The 16140-nt window shown below is 73.5% G+C and carries 17 protein-coding genes, 1 tRNA gene and 1 pseudogene; 5 read left to right on the top strand and 14 right to left on the bottom strand.

What is annotated here, in order from left to right:
• The first annotated feature begins 466 nt into the window (after positions 1-466).
• Complete coding sequence (locus BDZ31_RS23355; RefSeq protein WP_183345701.1) at positions 467-871, top strand: ATP-binding protein; 405 nt, start codon at positions 467-469, stop codon at positions 869-871.
• Here the strand turns inward: BDZ31_RS23355 and BDZ31_RS23350 are convergent, their stop codons facing one another.
• From BDZ31_RS23350 to BDZ31_RS23330, 5 genes are all read right to left on the bottom strand, one after another.
• Positions 872-1870: a lysylphosphatidylglycerol synthase domain-containing protein gene (locus BDZ31_RS23350; protein ID WP_183345699.1), complete on the bottom strand. Its 999-nt coding sequence runs from the start codon at positions 1868-1870 to the stop codon at positions 872-874.
• Entirely contained in the window at positions 1867-2091 is a 225-nt protein-coding gene (locus BDZ31_RS23345) for a hypothetical protein (protein WP_183345696.1), read from the bottom strand. Before BDZ31_RS23345 ends, BDZ31_RS23350 begins: the two co-directional genes overlap by 4 nt.
• Positions 2091-2312: a hypothetical protein gene (locus BDZ31_RS23340; protein ID WP_183345694.1), complete on the bottom strand. Its 222-nt coding sequence runs from the start codon at positions 2310-2312 to the stop codon at positions 2091-2093. Before BDZ31_RS23340 ends, BDZ31_RS23345 begins: the two co-directional genes overlap by 1 nt.
• Positions 2313-2508: 196 nt before the next feature.
• Positions 2509-2841, bottom strand: a complete 333-nt coding sequence (locus tag BDZ31_RS23335; protein WP_183345692.1) for an STAS domain-containing protein — start codon at positions 2839-2841, stop codon at positions 2509-2511.
• Positions 2834-3037: a cold-shock protein gene (locus tag BDZ31_RS23330; protein ID WP_183345690.1), complete on the bottom strand. Its 204-nt coding sequence runs from the start codon at positions 3035-3037 to the stop codon at positions 2834-2836. Before BDZ31_RS23330 ends, BDZ31_RS23335 begins: the two co-directional genes overlap by 8 nt.
• 256 nt (positions 3038-3293) lie before the next feature.
• Here BDZ31_RS23330 and BDZ31_RS23325 point away from each other — a divergent pair, with 256 nt between their 5' ends.
• Complete coding sequence (locus BDZ31_RS23325; protein WP_221243285.1) at positions 3294-4127, top strand: YihY/virulence factor BrkB family protein; 834 nt, start codon at positions 3294-3296, stop codon at positions 4125-4127.
• Between the two features lie 629 nt (positions 4128-4756).
• Here BDZ31_RS23325 and BDZ31_RS23320 read toward each other — a convergent pair.
• From BDZ31_RS23320 to BDZ31_RS23300, 6 genes and pseudogenes are all read right to left on the bottom strand, one after another.
• Complete coding sequence (locus tag BDZ31_RS23320; RefSeq protein ID WP_425492750.1) at positions 4757-6265, bottom strand: cation:proton antiporter; 1509 nt, start codon at positions 6263-6265, stop codon at positions 4757-4759.
• Between the two features lie 130 nt (positions 6266-6395).
• On the bottom strand, positions 6396-6647 hold the full coding sequence (locus tag BDZ31_RS25265; protein WP_246345841.1) for a hypothetical protein: 252 nt from the start codon (positions 6645-6647) through the stop codon (positions 6396-6398).
• Between the two features lie 230 nt (positions 6648-6877).
• Positions 6878-7066: pseudogene (locus BDZ31_RS26280) on the bottom strand (diguanylate cyclase domain-containing protein); the annotation flags it as partial.
• 270 nt (positions 7067-7336) lie between these two features.
• Positions 7337-7687, bottom strand: coding sequence for a hypothetical protein (locus BDZ31_RS23310; RefSeq protein ID WP_183345682.1), 351 nt, complete (start codon positions 7685-7687; stop codon positions 7337-7339).
• Positions 7688-7959: 272 nt separating this feature from the next.
• The gene (locus BDZ31_RS23305) at positions 7960-9144 is read right to left on the bottom strand and encodes a tyrosine-type recombinase/integrase (RefSeq protein ID WP_183345680.1); all 1185 of its coding nucleotides are present in this window, start codon (positions 9142-9144) and stop codon (positions 7960-7962) included.
• A 142-nt stretch (positions 9145-9286) separates the two neighbouring features.
• A tRNA-Ala gene (locus BDZ31_RS23300) sits at positions 9287-9359 on the bottom strand.
• Between the two features lie 349 nt (positions 9360-9708).
• Between BDZ31_RS23300 and BDZ31_RS23295 the strand changes: the two genes are divergently transcribed.
• Both BDZ31_RS23295 and BDZ31_RS23290 read left to right on the top strand, forming a co-directional pair.
• Positions 9709-10476 (top strand): hypothetical protein, encoded by a 768-nt coding sequence (locus BDZ31_RS23295; RefSeq protein WP_183345678.1) that lies wholly within the window; start codon positions 9709-9711, stop codon positions 10474-10476.
• A 25-nt stretch (positions 10477-10501) separates the two neighbouring features.
• Positions 10502-11383: a PhzF family phenazine biosynthesis isomerase gene (locus BDZ31_RS23290; RefSeq protein WP_183345676.1), complete on the top strand. Its 882-nt coding sequence runs from the start codon at positions 10502-10504 to the stop codon at positions 11381-11383.
• Between the two features lie 157 nt (positions 11384-11540).
• Here BDZ31_RS23290 and BDZ31_RS23285 read toward each other — a convergent pair whose 3' ends face one another.
• Together BDZ31_RS23285 and BDZ31_RS23280 are read right to left on the bottom strand one after the other, a co-directional pair.
• Positions 11541-12806 (bottom strand): Glu/Leu/Phe/Val family dehydrogenase, encoded by a 1266-nt coding sequence (locus tag BDZ31_RS23285; protein WP_183345674.1) that lies wholly within the window; start codon positions 12804-12806, stop codon positions 11541-11543.
• 115 nt (positions 12807-12921) lie between these two features.
• Positions 12922-14310: a glycosyltransferase family A protein gene (locus BDZ31_RS23280; protein ID WP_183345672.1), complete on the bottom strand. Its 1389-nt coding sequence runs from the start codon at positions 14308-14310 to the stop codon at positions 12922-12924.
• 106 nt (positions 14311-14416) lie between these two features.
• On the opposite strand from BDZ31_RS23280, the gene BDZ31_RS23275 reads away from it, so the two are divergent.
• Complete coding sequence (locus BDZ31_RS23275) at positions 14417-15253, top strand: isocitrate lyase/PEP mutase family protein (RefSeq protein WP_183345671.1); 837 nt, start codon at positions 14417-14419, stop codon at positions 15251-15253.
• A gap of 93 nt (positions 15254-15346) precedes the next feature.
• Here BDZ31_RS23275 and BDZ31_RS23270 read toward each other — a convergent pair whose 3' ends face one another.
• Positions 15347-16075: a GntR family transcriptional regulator gene (locus tag BDZ31_RS23270; protein WP_183345669.1), complete on the bottom strand. Its 729-nt coding sequence runs from the start codon at positions 16073-16075 to the stop codon at positions 15347-15349.
• Between the last annotated feature and the right edge of the window lie 65 nt (positions 16076-16140).

Below are 16140 nucleotides of genomic sequence, written 5' to 3'. Positions count from 1 at the left end.
CTTGTCCTGGCCCGCTGGCCCCGCCGCCGACCACGAGAACCTCACAAATAGAAAGCCCCGCCCGAGGCCGCCGCGCACTTTGCGCGACAGCCTCGTTAGCAGGGGTTTCGTTGAGGTGGAGCTAGCCGGGCTCGAACCGGCGACCTCCTGGGTGCGATCCAGCAGTTCTCGTGCGGCAAAAGCGCCTGATTTGCAGGTCTTTCACGTCGCCCGTGGCCGGCTGGTCGGCGGGCGGATTATTCCCGATTCACGGGGATTGCCGTGGTTTCGGGCACTCGGCGGGCACGAGTGCCCCATTGGTCGCGAGGTCCGTGCGGGCCGCCGACGGCGGGAGCCGGGGAGGTCGCTGGCCGCTTGGGCGGCCGAGGGAGCTCCGCAACGTTGGGGCGCTCGTGTCGGTGATCCGGCGCGCGCATGCGCTGCCGTGCGCTGACGTCGTGCGGTTTGCCCGTCGGCCGGCGGGCACTTGGAGCGGCGGTACCTGGGAGTTCCGTTCACCGCCGACAGCAAGGCTGCGATCGTGCACGAGACGTTTGCCGCAACCGTGGACGCCCCCGCTCGGGCGCGTGCGCTGATCCGGACGGTGCTCGACTGCGATCCGCGCGTCGGCGCGGCGCAGCTGGCGGCCTCCGAGCTGGTGACCAACGCCATCCTGCACGGCGGGCTGGGCTCGCACGCGGAGGTCGAGGTGTACGTGAGGTGCACCTCGGCGCACGTCAGAGTCAGCGTCGTCCATGCCGGCGACGGGCGCGACGCGGATCGCGGGCGCGGCGGCGTGGGCGGTTGGGGGCTGCCGATCGTCGCGAGTCTGGCGTCCGCGTGGAGTCTCGACAGCGTCGGCGCGACGACGGTGGCGTGGTTCGAGCTGTGACTATGTCGGACTCCGCCTGATCGCCGGCCGCGGTCTCGGTGTTCGTCGGGCACGCCGCGGGGTGGGCGGGGAGGCGGGGTTCGCCGGTCGTGCCGTCGGTGCGCGGAATCGGTGTCCGAGGTGGTCGAGGCCGGCCCAGGCGGCGAAGGCGAGGCCGGCGGCGGTGCCGGTGGCGGTGAGGAGGATGCCGGCGGCGGCGGTCGCGGCGATGCCGTCGTGGCCGAGGATCAGCACTGCTGCGGCGGCGCCGACGCTCGGTCCGATCGGGAGTTGGCCGAGGGTGACGACGGCGATCAGGACGGCGATCGCGTCGAACAGGGAGGCGTCGACGCCGACGGCGTTGAGCAGCAGCCAGTTGCGTGCGATCTGGGCGAAGACGGCGAGCAGCACGAACGCGACGAGCATCGTTCCGCCGCGGATGGTGCGGACGATCGCGAGTCCTCTCCACAGCTCGCGTCCCTTGACGAGCGCGAGGCTGCGCATGCCGACGCTGAGCGCGGCGATGACGGCGATGCAGAGCAACGGCAGCCACCACGGCAGTCCGAGCGGGCCGATCAGCGTGAAGGAGGTCAGCGCGGCGAGCGCGGCCTCGACGGCGAGGATCGGCATCTCGGCGGCGAGCAGTGTCGGCACCTGCGGGCTGATCTCCGGCGAGGAACGGCGCAGCGCGGCGATGCGGGCGGCGACGCCGAGGTGCGGATTGACGACGCTTCCGAGCACCTGCATGCTGGAGGCGCGGTAGAGCACGCGGCGGGGGACCGTTCCGCCGGCGGCGTCGATCGTGCGGTGCCACGCTTCGGTGCGGGCGAGCAGCCCGCCGACGTGCAGCACGATCGCGGCGCCGATCACCCACAGCGCCGCGCTAGAGAGCGCGGCGCCGAACTCGTCGCGGCGGCCGTACAGCAGCAGCGCGAGGCCGGCCGCGCTTGCCAGCGAGGCGAGCACGGTGAGCGGGAGGCGGTGGCGGGCTGCGAGCGCTCGCCACCGGCGCCAGGTCATCCCGGCGGCCGGTTGCGGCGCCGCGCTTGTGCGCCCGCGAGCCGCTGCTGCGTGATCTGAGCGGTGCGCTGCAGACGTGCTCGGGCGCCGGCCGGCGCGTTCGCGTCCCGCTCGGCTCGGCGGTCGTGGGCGTCGAGCTCGCGGCGGGCCTGCCCGGCGAGGAAGCGCAGCGTGCTGACGTGGAAGTCTCCGCCCGAGGGACGCAGGAGCGGCGGTCTCATCAGAGACCTCGCCTGCGCGCGTCATCGCTGAGGTCGCGCGCCATCTGCGCGGGGGCGGTGCGATCACGCAGGTCGCCGATGTCGCGGTCGTGGCGGACCGCTTGGCTGTGGATGACGTCCTGGAGGCCCTCGATGAGCGACTCCAATCTGCCCACCACGTCCTCCAAGTGGGTCACGCGAGCGGCGAGGCCGTCGCGGTCAGTGGCTGGGTCAGGGCACATGCCCTCTTCCTCTCGGCCCGCTCCTTCGCTCAATCGCGCGTCGGGAGAGCAGACCAACCGCCCAGCGAGCGCCAGTTATCTCACCGTAGCACCGCACGTTCATCGCACCGACCGCCGGCGTGACGCGGTGACACTGGTTCGCGTCATTGTTCGATGGCACGAACCGGTCTGACTGGTTCGCGCCGCCGACGGGCCGTCACGCGGTCGTGGCTTCGAGCAGCTGGTCAGCGTCGGTGCGCCGGAGGTCGAGCGAGAGCGTCACCTGGTGTCGGCTGGCGAGCGCGTCGATGCGGTGCAGCAGCGCCAGCCCGGTCGGGGCGACCGACCCCGGTGCGCGCAGGTCGAGCACGATCGCCGAGAAGCCGGCGGTGCAGAGTCGCTGGATCGCGGCTTCCAACTGAGGGAAGCTCGTCGCGTCGAGCGTGCCGTGCGGGATGACGATCGCGCGCTCCCAGTCGGTCCGGATCTCGCAGAGAAACGGTGACGTGGCGGGTTGAAGATCGATGTGCGGCATGGCGGGCTCAGGCACGTTGGACGTTGATCGCCCGCGGGCCTCTGGCGCTCTGCTCGGCGTCGTAGGAGACCTGCGCGCCTTCGGGCAGCGAATGGAAGCCCTCTCCGACGATCGCGCTGTGGTGCACGAACAGGTCGGGCGTGTGATCGTCGGCTGTGATGAAGCCGAAGCCCTTGTCGTCGTTGAACCACTTGACGGTTCCGGTGGCCATGATGTCCTCCGCAGATCAGGTGCGGCGTTCGCGGAGGAAGCTCGGAGGCGACGACTACGGGCGCTTGGCACGGTGACGCCGGATCGATTGATCTGACGTACTGTCCACAGTAGCACCGATCGGTCAGGTTCTCTGAGCATTTCCGGAGCGATGCGCGCCAGGTGTCCGGCGAACCGAGCTGACGGCGCGAGGCGGTCTGAGTGAAACGGGTAGCTGGCGTGGAATGAGGCGGTTGCGGTCGATCGTGGGGCGGGCGTTGCGCGCGTTCTACGACGATCAGATGACGCATCACGCGGCGGCGTTGACCTACTACGCGCTGATGTCGCTGTTCCCGGCGCTGCTGTTGGGCGTGTCGCTGCTGGGGCTCGTCGGGCAGTATCCGGCGACCTACGACGCGATCATGAGCTACCTGCGGGAGGTCGCGCCGCGCTCGGCGCTGGCGCCGCTGGACAGTTCGCTGCGCGGTGCGTTGCAGCACAAGGGGACCGCGGCGACGACGCTGGTGGTCGGCGTCGTGATCGCGCTGTACGGGACGACCGGCGTGCTGGAGGCGACGCGGCGGGCGTTGAACGTCGCCTTCGACGTGAGCAGAGGCCGGAGCTTCGCGCGGCGCAAGACGGTCGACGTGCTGTCGTCGGTCGCCTTGATGCTCGCGATCCTCGTCAGCCTCGTGCTGGTGTTCGTCGGCGGCGGGTTCGCCGAGGACCTGCTCGGCTTCGTCGGTCTCGGACCGCAGGTTGCGGACGTCTGGAACGTAGTGCGCTGGCCGGCGGCGGTGGCGGTGGCGGTGCTCGTCTTCGCGTTCGTCTACTACGTCACTCCGGATGTGAGGCAGCGGTCGTTCCGGAGGGTCGCGCCAGGCGCGGTCGTCGCTGTCGCGCTGTGGCTGATCGCGTCGTGGGGGTTCGCTACCTACATCTCGCGGGTTGCGGACGTTGGCGCGATCTACGGCGCGTTTGCGGGAGCGATCGTGCTGGTCGGCTGGATCTGGCTCACCAACGTCGCGCTGCTGTTCGGCGCCGAGATCAACGCCGCGATCGAGCACCACAAACGGATCGGCGGCTCGGCAGATCCCCGGCCTGCGGGTTGACGCCCGTCAGGTACGGGTCAGTGGAGGGCGATGGCGGGTTCGGTCCGTTCGGGCGCCAGGCTGCCGCCTTCGTCGGTCCAGCGGTCAGCGTCGGTGCGCAGCTCGTGTGCGGTGCGATCGCCGGTGTCGTCCCTTTCGGCTGTTGGGACCCAGCGAGCGCCGCATTGCCAGCAGGTGCCCTCTTGGCTTGCCAGCGGAGCGCCGCAGTTGGTGCAGAGCCGTGGGAGGTGTCGGTGGCGCATCGCTCATCGCCGCCGTGCGCGTGTGATCGGTCCGGTCAGGAGCTTGGGCCAGAGCGGTCTGGCCGCGGCAGAGCGCTCGCAATCACTCGGCGGCGTGCGGGTGCCGCGTGCCGGGCGAGGATCGGACTGGACGCGCACCGGCTCGGGGATGATCCCCGGGATCGGCGAGGCTGGTGGGTTGTATGTGGGCTTGCGCGGCATGTGGTCACCGTCCTTGAGCAGCTGCGTCGACGGATGTCGCGCGATCTGCTCGTGAGAGGTGGCTCTTCGTCGCTGGGGAGAAGCGGCCCGGGCGATGCGGTCTGTCGTTGCCCGGCCGTGCGCTGCGCGATGTCGCTTCGCGAGAGCGGTGAACAGCCCTGACCATCGATTCTACGCCCTTCAGGCTCACATACCTGACAATTCTCGAGCGTCGAGCAGGCGCTCGAGCGCGTGAAGGTCGGAGTCGGAGATGCGGCCGGCGTCGCGCCAGCGCACCAGCTCCTCTCGCTGGGCCTCGAGCATCGCGTGGCGCACAGTGATGTCGGCGGTGCGGTCGGGCGCGGCCGGGCGGCGCGTGCCGTCGTCGCGGCTGAGATGCGCGTGCAGGCGGTCGCGCTGGCCTTCGAGCATGCGGCGATAGCGTGCCGCGGCCGGGGCGACGGACGGGTCGTCGGCGACGGCGAGCCCGGCCAGGCGCTCGATCGCGGCGTCGTAGGCGGCTGCCTGCGCTTCGGCCCGCAGCCAGGCCGACTCGTCGGTGCCCGAGCGCAGGCCGAGGGCGCGGAGCAGGGGCGCGAAGGTGACGCCCTGGCCGACGAGCGTCACGAGCACGACGACGAACGCGCAGAACAGCAGCAGGTCGCGGGCGGGGAAGTCGTGCGGGAGCGCGAACGCGGTCGCAAGCGTGATCACCCCGCGCGTGCCCGCCCACCACAGCGCGGTGACGTCGCGCAGCGACAGCGCCCGGTCGTCGATCGTGCGCGGCCGCGTCGACAGCAGCCACAACAGCCGAACCCCCAACACCCCGGCGAGCGTCACCGCCACGGTCGCAACGACCGTGCCACGATCGAAGGACGACAGCCCGCGGACGACATCGGGCGCCTGCTGCCCGATGAGCAGGAAGACGTAGCCCTCCAGCAGGTACTGCACGATCCGCCACACCGCAGCGGTCTGCAGGCGGCTCTCGCCGGAGCTGGCCGGACCGCGCCGGTGACCGACCGCAAGCCCGGCGACGACGACCGCGAGGACACCCGAGCCCTCGACCGTCTCAGCCAGAGCGAACGCGAGGAACGGCGTCGCGAGCGACGCTGCGTTCTCGACCAGGATGTCGTCGACATACCGCAGCGCCAGCGCGAGCGCACGCGCGACGAGCAGACCGCAGAGCGCGCCGCCGACGACTGCCAGCGCAAAGCGTCCGACGCTCTCGGTGGCCGAGAACCCGCCGCCCACCGCTGCCGTCACCGCCAGGCCGTAGATCGTCAGCGCCGTCCCGTCGTTGAGCAGGCCCTCTCCTTCGACCAGGGCGATCAGCCGCGCCGGCATACCCGCGCGGCGTCCGATCGCCAGCGACGCGACCGGATCGGGCGGCGCAACCGCCGCGCCGAGCGCCAGCGCCGCGGCGAAGCCGAGACCCGGCACGACCAGCGACAGCCCTGTCGCGACCGCGAACGCGGTCAAGAGCACGAGCGCGACCGACAGCGACGCGACGATCCGCGCGTTGGCGCGCAGCTCCAGCAGGCTCGCGTCTCGGGCGGCGACGAACAGCAGCGGCGGGATCACGACCTCCAGGATCAGATGCGGCTCCAGCTCCGCCGAAGGCACCGGCAGCAGCGAGACCGCCAGCCCCGCGAGCACGAGCAGCACCGCGGGAGACTGTCCTGACCGGTCCGCGAGCACGCGCACCGCCAGGATCACCGCCAGCGCCGCGAGCACCCACCACAACGTGCTCAGCACTCGGTCACCACCTCACCCGAGCCGTCGAGCACGAGACGGCTTGACCCAGCAGCGCTGCCGCGCCGGGATCGCGAGCGCGAGCGCCCGCGACTCAGTCGGACGGCGGTGCGTCCGGATCGGAGTCGTCGCCCAGGCGATCGCGGGCCTCCTCCAGCCGGGCGCCCTGCGCCTCGATCTGATCGCCCTGACGCCGGCTTACCAGCCCGAGCGCACGCTCGCGCCGCAGAACGGCCGCTTCGAGCTGGTGGCGCAGCCAGTGCTCGAACGGCTCCTCACCACGAACGCGGTCGATGCGGTCAGCGAGTCCGCTCGGAATGCTGAAGGAACGATCCGATCGTGGCATGTTCCGAGGCTACCCCGTACCACCGAGCGGTCACCGGAAACGCATGCGCCGGCCGCGGTTCCTGCCTCAGCGTTCCGATGACCGCATGGCCGCGTCGAGCGCCACGTGGGCGCGGGCGAGGAGCGATTCGAGCGTGTCGGACGGTTGCAGTTGGGCGTGTCCGGCGCTGACCGTGGCGCCCGCCGCACGTTCGGTGAGGGCGTGCTGGATCGCGGCGACGCGGCGTCGCGCTTCCGGGCGTGGCGACTCCGGATCGCCAGCAGGAACTCGTCGCCGCCCCAGCGAACGATCAAGTCGTAGGGGCGCAGCGCCGCCGAGATCGCCGCGGCGAGGTCACGCAGCAGCCTGGCGCCGGCGCCGCGCAGGAGTGCGCCGGTCAGCTCGTCCTCGCCGGTCAAGGCGCCGCTCGCGCGCGGCATGGCGTCGGTCCTCGGCGGCCGCTTCGCGGTCGGCCGCGGCACGCAGCCGCTCGAGCGCGGACTGGTGCCGAGGCTCCCCGCCCTGCTGCCGCAACTAGCGGAGCTCGCTCAGCAGCTGGCTCGGCAGCGCGGCGACGTCGGCGCGACGCCCCCCGCTCCTCGGCGGCGCGGTCGCGTGCGTCGGCGGCATCGTCTCGGCCCTGCGCGATCCGATCGCGCTTGTCGGAAGCGACGTCACGAAGCCGGGCGAGCTGATCACGCTGGCGGCGGTCAGCGCCCGCGACGCCGCGCTCCGGGCACGGGCGGTGCGCCTCCGGGCTCAGCCGTGCCGGCGTCGCGATCGCGACGCGAGTGATCGTACGCCTGACCGACGGTCGCCGACACCCTCGCGTGCGCCTGCTGCCAGTCGGCCGCTCGCCTGGTCGCGGTCGGACGCGTGCTGATCGCGATCCGACACTCCTGATCGAGGTCCGACGACGCCTGATCGTCCTCGGCGTCCTGCTGATCGGACTCAGACCGCGTCTGGTCGAGGTCGGCGAGCGTCTCCTCGCTTTCGCGCAGCGCGCCCTCGTCACGTTCACGCTCCAACGCGGCTGCCGCCACGCGAAGACGATCCGGCATCCCGCCTCGTGTCGCTGGAGCTACAACGTCGCGAAAGAGGGAGGCCGACCCCGCGGGTCTCGGTCATCGCCGCACGCTCGTCGCCTCGGCGCAGACGCGTGTCGGCGCGCTGCGAACATGCGGCTGGCGTTCCGCCCGCGGAGCCAGCGCACCCTCCACGCTACTCCGATCTCGCCCGGCGCGAGCGCCGCAACCGATGCGCTGACCTCCAGGCGGCACTACGTGACGGACGAGGCGCCAGTGCCGTCGCCGTTGGGCGGTCGCGCGCCCGACTACCCGACAAGCAAACGAGCGAATGTGCTTTCCGCCATGCGTTCGCGCAGTTCGCGTGCGTGTCGGGCGTCGTCGAAGAGGTGGGTGTAGACGTCGAGGGTGATGGTGGTGCTGGCGTGGCCGAGGATGCGGCTGACCTGGGCGACGTCGAGTTGGAGGTCGACGATCAGGTGGCTGGCGAAGGTGTGGCGGAGGTCGTGGAAGCGAAGACGCGGCGTGTCGCCGCTGTCGAGACCGGCGTTGTCGGCGGCTCGCTGGAGGCCACGGCGGCAGAGGTTGCGCTGGCCGTGCGGGGTGCCGTTCGAGGTGGGGAAGACCCAGTCGTCGCTCGATCGGGTTCGCGCTCTCGCGCGTTGGGAGACGAGCAGCTCGGCAAGCTGGGGAACGAGTGGCACGTCGCGGATCGACGCAACCGTCTTCGGCGCGACGCGTCTCGCCGGCTCACCACGGTGCGCGCGAGAGAGCTGAGCCCGGACGTGAACCACCCCGGCGGTCAGGTCCACGTCGTCCCAGACGAGGCCGAGCACCTCGGAGATGCGCAGACCGGTGTAGAGGCCGGTGGCGATCATCGGGCGATACGCCGCCGGTGACGCCGCCAAGAGCCGCTCGATCTCGTCGCGGCCGAGGACGCGGTGCCGTCGGTGCGGGACGCGGGGTCGTTCGTCGGCTTCGAGCTTCGCGACTGGGTCGGCGGCGATCCAGTCATGACGGCGGGCGTAGCCGACGATCATGCGCAGCGTCGCGAGCGAGTTCGCCGTCGTCCTGGGCGAGCATCTTCTCTGGCGAAGCGAGAGCAAGAACTCGGCGATGTCGTCCGCCGAGATCGAGCCGATCCGGCGCTCGCCGAAGGCGGGCAGCAGGTGCTGGTCGAGGTAGTAGCGGTGCGCTTCCAACGTGCGCGGTCGCCGCTCGCCGGAGGCGACTTTGGCGTCGAACCGCTCCAACCACCAGCCGACCACGGTGTCGAACCGCAGCCGCGGCGAGACGGGTTCGGTGCCGGCGTGAACGGCAGCGACCAACGCGACACGATGGCGGCGCGCCTCGCTCAGGCTGCGACCGACGGTGCGGAATCGCAGACGGCCGGCGTGGCGACAGCAGACCGCATAGTTGCCGTTGGGCTGGAGGTAGATGCCGCGCTCGACGCGCCGTCGCCGCGGCTGGTCGGGATCACTCGGGCACGCCATCGCGCATCGCTCCTCACGGGCCGGGATGCTCGACGCTAGCTCGACCAAAGAGAGGTTGACTGAAAGTTGACCAATCGTGCCTGGCAGGCGATCCGCGGTTCCCCGAAAGCAAAGAACCCTGCGATCTGCAGGGTTCTTTGAGTGGAGCTAGCCGGGCTCGAACCGGCGACCTCCTGGGTGCGATCCAGGCGCTCTCCCAGCTGAGCTATAGCCCCATGATGCGTGCGCCCGCTGGGGTGTGGGCGCACCGGTCCGCGTAGTGTAGCCGGAGTCGCGCGCCGGGGCGTTGCGGACGCGCCCGCGGGTGGACTCGCTCCCCCGACCCCGCCCATCCGCCGCCGCCCTGCAAGATCCCTCCCACGCGGCCGGGCGAGCCCGCCGCGGCGCCACCGCCCCGCACTCCGCCCGCCGCATCCCTCGCCACCGCGCCGCAACAGCGCCCGGCCGCACCGCCCGCTCGCCGGCGGCCCGCCCGCGACCGGGCCCGCCCTGTCCCCGTCCCGGTAGGCGCGTTTACCTCGCCGAGCCACGTGCCGCCGCTCGATGGGTAGCATTTGCGTCCTCATGGGTCTGCTGGACGACGCGATCCGCGAGCATCTCGAGCTGAAGCGCCGCCGGGGCGGCGATCCGGCCGAGATCGCTCGCGCTGAGCAGGAGGCGCTCGGTCCCGTGCGCCGTGAGCCGGAGCCAGCCGCGCCGGCCGTCGAGGAACCGCACGCCGAGCACCACGACGAGGTGCCGGGCGCCGCGCACAGCGAGCAGCTGGCCGCCGCGCACGACTTCGACGACGAGCCGTCGCGACCGCCCGCGCCGCCCGAGGAGCAGACGCGGATCATCGCGCCGCAGGAGCGCGAGCCGGCCCACCGCGAGCCCGCCGCGCACGAGCCGCCCGCCGCCCACGAGCCGTCGGGCGCCCACGAACCGCCGCCCGCCCATGAGCCGCCGACCCACGCGGAGCCGCCGGCCGCCCACGACGAGCCGGGCCATCGCCACGTCCCGGAGCAGCACATCGCCGCGCCGGCCGACAAACTGCCGCCCGGCTCCGACGCCTTCGACGAGCCGCCGCACCAGCCAGCCGTGCCCGAGCAGCACGTCGCCGCGCCCGCCGACAAGGCTCCCGAGGAGCCGCCCGCGCCGCCGGAGCCGCGCCCAAGCGACGTCGTGGACCAGCCGACGACCGAGTACCGCGTCGAAGACCACCATGACGACGCGCCGTCGTCCGGTGACGAGGACGTGCTGGAGGAGACGCCTGACTTCCTCCAGGAGACGCCCGAGCACGACCGTCTCTGGTTCGAGCAGAGACCGCCGCGCGACTTCGACTTCGACGACTGAGCCGCGGGCGCACGCCCAGCCCGCCGTGGCCAGCCATCGCTACACCCTCCTCGACGTCTTCACCGCCACGCCGCTCGAAGGCAACGGGCTCGCCGTCGTCCACGACGCCGACGGCCTCGACGACGCGACGATGCTCGCCTTCGCGCGCGAGACGCGCCTCTCCGAGACGACCTTCGTGCAGACGGCGACCGACGCGGGCGCCGACTACCGCAACCGCATCTGGACGGTCGAGCTGGAGCTGCCGTTCGCCGGCCATCCGTCGCTCGGCACCGCCGTCGCCGTCGCCCGCGCCAACGGACTCGAGCCCGGCGGAACGGCCCGCTACGTCCAGCAGACCGGCGCCGGTCTGCAGCCGATCGACGTCACCCTCCACGCCGACGGCGACCGCGCTTACGCCTCGATGCTGCAGGAGCCGGCGATCCACGGCGCCGAGGTCGAGCGCGCCGAGGCGCTCGCGGCGATCGGGCTGACCGTCGAGGACGGCGATCCCGCGCTCCCGCCGCAGGTCGTCTCGACCGGCGTCCCGCACCTCATGCTCCCGCTGCGCGACCGCGACGCCGCCGCTCGCGCCGTCCCCGACTACGCGCGACTCGACACGCTCCTCAGAGCGCACGGCGCCGTCGTCCTCTACGCCGCCGCCTGCGACCCGCGCGGCGCCGGCGCCGAGAGCACCGCCCACGCGCGCTCGTTCGCGTTCAGCGCCGAGATCGGCGAGGACCCCGCCACCGGCTCCGCCGCCGGCCCGCTCTGCGCCTATCTCCACGCCCGCACCGGCTCCGACCGCCTCGCGATCGACCAGGGCGTCGAGATGGGCCGCGCGAGCCGGCTCGACGCCGCGATCGACGGCGATCGCGTCCGCGTCGGCGGCGACGTCGTCGTCCTCGTCGACGGCACGCTGCGTCTGTGACCGGACAGACGTCCACGCGCTGACCACCGACCCTTCAAGTCCGCGCGCCGCGCTGCCGATACAAGCCCTGTCGTTGGGCGAGGACGGCCCAAGACATAGGAGGGCAAGGACGCGAAGAAGGGGCGCCCTGGCCGGGGCGCCCCTTCGCTCCTCCGCCTCAGAAGTTCCCGCGCAGCCGCGCCGCCTCGACGACCCGCTCGATCCCCAGCTCGTACGCCGCGACGCGCAGCGACGTGTCAGGCCGCTGCTGGGCGCGCCCCGCGACCTCGCGGTAGGCCCGCCGCATGATCGAGCCGAGCTTGTCGTTGACCTCGCGCTCGTCCCAACGGAAGTGCTGCTGGTTCTGGACCCACTCGAAGTACGACACCACGACGCCGCCGGCGTTCGCCATCACGTCGGGGACGACGAACACGCCCTTCTCGCGCAGCAGCGCGTCGGCCTCGGGCGTCGTCGGGCTGTTGGCGCCCTCGACGACCATCCGCGCCTCGATCAGCCCGGCGTTGCCGCTGTGCACCATCCCGCCCAGCGCCGCCGGGACGAACACGTCGCACGGCGTCGACAGGAACTCCTCGACCGAGACGACCTCGACGCCGTCGGCCTCGAACTCGGCGACCCCGCTCCCGGCGCCGACGTGGACCGCGAGCCGCTCGGCGTCGATGCCCCGCTCGCAGCGGATCGCGCCGGAGGCGTCCGACACCGCGACCACCCGCGCGCCGAGCCTCTGCACGAACCGCCCGACCCACGAGCCGACGTTGCCGAAGCCCTGGATCGCGACCGTCGCCTCCTGCGGCAGCACGCCGATCGCCGCGGCCGCCTCGCGCAGCATGTAGACCAGCCCGCGCGCCGTCGCCGACTCGCGACCGTAGGAGCCCTCCAGCGCGATCGGCTTGCCGGTCACGACCGCCGGCGAGTACCCATGGGCCTTGCCGTACTCGTCCATCATCCACGCCATCACCTGCGCGTTGGTGTTGACGTCGGGCGCCGGGATGTCGCGCGTCGGGCCGAGCACCGGGTCGATCCGCTGCACGAGCGCGCGCGTCAGCTTCTCCAGCTCGCGGTGGGTCAGCTGCGACGGATCGCAGTCGACGCCGCCCTTCGCGCCCCCGAACGGGACGCCGGCGATCGCCGTCTTCCACGTCATCAGCGCCGCGAGCGCGCGCGTCTCGTCGAGGTCGACCGTCGGGTGGTAGCGCATGCCGCCCTTGAACGGCCCGCGCGCGTGGTTGTGCTGGACGCGGTAGCCCGAGTACGTCTTGACCGAGCCGTCGGACAACCTCACCGGGATCGCCACCTGGACCTCCCGGTAGGCGGCGAGCAGCAGCTCCCGCTGGTCGTCTGCGAGGCCGAGCCGGTCCGCGGCCAGGTGGAAGTAGTGGCGGACGGTCTCGAACGCCGAGATCTCCGCGGGCGCTGTCGTCTCCATCTCGCCACTATCCGTTGCCCGGCGGCGGCACGGCGCAATCGCGATCGGGCGGCAGGGCGGAGAGCGTCGGCGCGGCGCGCGGAGACCCGCCGCCGGCGCGGCGGGCCCGACCCGCTCAGGCCGCGAAGGCGCGCGCCGCGAACGCGCGCAGCGCGGCCGTCTCCGCGGCACCGAACGACGGCGCCGCCGGGCCGGGACGCGGTCTGCGCGTCAGCAGCGCGTTGACGCCCTGGGGAAGCCGCTCGCGCACCGCGGCGTCGATCGGCCCGACGATCGCGACCAGGTGGGCGCCGCCCTCATCGTCGAGGCCGAGCTCGGCGATCAGCCGGCCGAGCGCCTGCTCGGCGGCCGCCGGCGTCAGCGAGCTGGCGTCGATCGCGAGCGTCGCGTCGGCGCTGCCGTCGAAGTGGGCGGCGTAGGCGACGAGCAGCTCCGGCTCGCCGATCAGCTCCTCGGCGAAGGCGAGCGTGACGAAGCGGCGGGCGCCGGCGAGCGGGTCGGTCGGAGCGCGGCGCGGACGGGTCGCGAACGCCTCCGCGAGCAGCTGGCGCGCCGGCGCGCACCACGGGTCGGTCGCGGCCGCACGTGCCGCCAGCGCCAGCCCCGGCCTGGCGTCGCCGCGCGCGATCGCGGCGCGGGCGTCGGCGAGCAGGCCGATCGCCTCGGCGCGGTCGCCGTCGCTGACGCGGATCAGCTCGGCGAACGGGTCGTCGGTCACCGCCAGCAGCCGCCGCGCGGCGTCCGTGAACGCCGTCCAGATCTGCGGCAGCTCGTCGAGGAACGGCGCCTCGGAGGTCGCATGGCGCAGGAACCAGCGCTGGAAGGCGAGCGTGTCGCGCAGGAGGGCGGCCGGCTCGCGCGGGCAGGGCTCGGCGGCGGCCTCCGCGTCGGGCGCCTCGGGCAGCCACTCGATCTCCGCGACCGCTGCGCTGCGAACCGCGAGCCACCAGGAGGCGCGGCCGATCTCGGCCGGGATCGGCGCGATCTGCTCGCGCAGCGCCGCGCGCACCATCAGCGCCGAGGGCGCGATCGACTCCTCGCGCAGCAGGCGGCCGACCGGGCGCCCGCGCGGCGGGTCGACCTCCAGCTCCGCCGGCCACAGCGCCGGCGCGGCCTGCTCGCCGCGCGGCAGCAGCGCGGAGTAGACGAGCCCGACCTCCGGCCTGCGCTCGAGCAGCGCGACCTGCGAGGCGACGCGGTCACGCGGCCAGCGGTCGCCGGCGGCCAGGGGTGCGAGCAGCGCTCCGTGCGCCTCCCCGAGCGCGCGGTCGAGCGCGGCGGCCGGACCGGTGCGCGGCTGGTGGAAGACGCGCACGCGACCGGGAAGGAGGGCGGCGAGGTCGTCGAGCAGCACGGCCGTCCCGTCAAGCGAGCCGTCGTCGACGGCGACGAGCTCGATCGCCTCCTCCGGGTACGCCTGCGCGAGCACGTCGTCGAGCGTCGCGCGGATGCGGGCGGCGTCGTCGCGGGCGGTGAGCAGGACGCTGACGAGCGGCAGGTTCATGCTCGCGATGATCGTCGCGGCGGGGGAGGACTTGAGCGGTCGACCGCGACGGCGCGCGACCCGGCGCGGCGGCGCGCCTCCGGCGCGTGGCGCTACGCTCCCGAAGATGGAGCGAGAGGAGCAGCGACGCCGCGCGCGGCGGCTGCACGAGCTGCACCAAGGCCCCGGCGCGCTCGTCGTGTTGAACGCCTGGGACGCCGGCAGCGCCCGCGTCTTCGAGCGGTCCGGCTGCGACGCGGTCGGCACGACCAGCGCCGGCGTCGCCTTCGCGCTCGGCCGACCCGACGGCGAGGCGCTCGCGCGCGACGAGCTGGTCGACGCCACCGCGCGGATCGCCGCCGCGCTGCGCGTGCCGCTCACCGCCGATCTCGAGAGCGGCTACGGCGCGACCGCCGAGGAGGTCGGCGAGACGGTCGCGGCCGTGCTCGACGCCGGCGCCGTCGGCGTCAACCTGGAGGACGGCGTCGGGATCGGGAGCGCCGCGCTGCGGCCGCTCGCCGAGCAGGTCGACCGCCTGCTCGCCGCGCGCGCCGCGGCCGAGGCGGCCGGGATCGAGCTGTTCCTCAACGCCCGCACCGACGTCTGGTGGGTCGGCGCCGGCCCGCCGGAGCAGCGGATCGAGCTCGCGATCGAGCGCCTGCGCGCGTACGTCGAGGCCGGCGCCGACGGCGTCTTCGTGCCCGGCCTCGCCGACCCGGACGCGATCGCGCGGCTGGTCGCGGCGGTCCCCGCGCCGGTCAACGTCCTCGCCGCTCGCGACACGCCTCCGCTGCACGAGCTGGAGCGGCTCGGCGTCCGCCGCGTCAGCGTCGGGTCGGGGCCGATCCGCGCCGTGCTCGACCTCGCCGGCCGGATCGCGCTCGAGGTGCTGGAGACCGGGACCTCGGAGCTGATGGCCGCCGGCACGCTCACCTACGGCGAGGCGAACGAGCTGTTCCGCTGAGCGCGCGCCGGGCGCTGACCGCCGTGCGCCGCGCGCTGACCGCCGCGCACCGCCCACTGACCGCCGCGCCCCGATCGGGGAGCGGCCGCGCGCTCAGCTCCCCGGAACCCAGCGCAGGGTGCCGTTGCGCGTAAGCGTGCTCGGGTCGCGGCTGCGCCCGCGCGCCGCGGCGTCGCCGCCCGCGGCGGGGCGCGCGTCGGCGGCCGCGCGCGCGGATCGCGCAGCCTCCGCCGCGCCGGCGTCGGCCGCCTCGGCGACCCGTTCGGCCAGCTCGTCGCGCTGCCGCTCCAGCTCGGCGCGCGTCAGCAGCCGCCCGGCGTCCGACGGGTACTGCGCGGACGGCGCGAACGGGTCGTCGCCCGGCGCGACCGCAGGCAGGCTCGCCAGCCGCCGCTCCAGCCGCGAGATCTCCTCGCGCAGCGCGCGGCGGATCGCCGGGTCGTCGTCAGCGCCTGGCTGGTCGGCCGGCTGGACGTAGAGCGCCGCGGCGACGGCGCGCGGATCGATGCCGCGGCGGCGCGCCTCGCTTTCGACGGCGGCGGCGAAGCGGGCGGCGGCGTCGAGCGGCGCGGCGCGGTCGGCGACGAACGTGCCGCGGCCGTGGACGACCTCGAGCAGTCCCTCCTCCTCCAACCGCGCGTAGACGGCGCGGACGGTGTTGACGTTCACCCCGACGTGGGCCGCCAGCTCTCTGGCGCCCGGCAGCCGCTCGCCGGCCGCGAGCTCGCCGCCGGTGACGCGGGCGCGCAGCGCCCAGGTCAGCTGCGTCCCGAGCGGGACCTCGGCGTCGCGATCGAGCGAGAGCGGTTCGAAGCGGCTCACGGCCCGACCGATCGTAGCGGCCCGGTTCCCGGTTGCATGGAGTGCTAGCAGACCAGTAGTCTCGC

The organism is Conexibacter arvalis (genome assembly GCF_014199525.1).
Lineage (GTDB): Bacteria > Actinomycetota > Thermoleophilia > Solirubrobacterales > Solirubrobacteraceae > Conexibacter > Conexibacter arvalis.
Note: the sequence above shows the minus strand (reverse complement) of the source record. Positions and strands in the feature narration are given on the sequence as shown.

Coding starts and splice junctions, on each gene's coding strand:
- BDZ31_RS23345 (WP_183345696.1), bottom strand. CDS start 2,091: ATGAGACCGCCGCTCCTGCGTCCCTCGGGCGGAGACTTCCACGTCAGC.
- BDZ31_RS23310 (WP_183345682.1), bottom strand. CDS start 7,687: ATGCCGGATCGTCTTCGCGTGGCGGCAGCCGCGTTGGAGCGTGAACGT.
- BDZ31_RS23330 (WP_183345690.1), bottom strand. CDS start 3,037: ATGGCCACCGGAACCGTCAAGTGGTTCAACGACGACAAGGGCTTCGGC.
- BDZ31_RS23305 (WP_183345680.1), bottom strand. CDS start 9,144: ATGGCGTGCCCGAGTGATCCCGACCAGCCGCGGCGACGGCGCGTCGAG.
- BDZ31_RS23280 (WP_183345672.1), bottom strand. CDS start 14,310: ATGAACCTGCCGCTCGTCAGCGTCCTGCTCACCGCCCGCGACGACGCC.
- BDZ31_RS23285 (WP_183345674.1), bottom strand. CDS start 12,806: ATGGAGACGACAGCGCCCGCGGAGATCTCGGCGTTCGAGACCGTCCGC.
- BDZ31_RS25265 (WP_246345841.1), bottom strand. CDS start 6,647: ATGCCACGATCGGATCGTTCCTTCAGCATTCCGAGCGGACTCGCTGAC.
- BDZ31_RS23350 (WP_183345699.1), bottom strand. CDS start 1,870: ATGACCTGGCGCCGGTGGCGAGCGCTCGCAGCCCGCCACCGCCTCCCG.
- BDZ31_RS23275 (WP_183345671.1), top strand. CDS start 14,417: ATGGAGCGAGAGGAGCAGCGACGCCGCGCGCGGCGGCTGCACGAGCTG.
- BDZ31_RS23295 (WP_183345678.1), top strand. CDS start 9,709: ATGGGTCTGCTGGACGACGCGATCCGCGAGCATCTCGAGCTGAAGCGC.
- BDZ31_RS23340 (WP_183345694.1), bottom strand. CDS start 2,312: ATGTGCCCTGACCCAGCCACTGACCGCGACGGCCTCGCCGCTCGCGTG.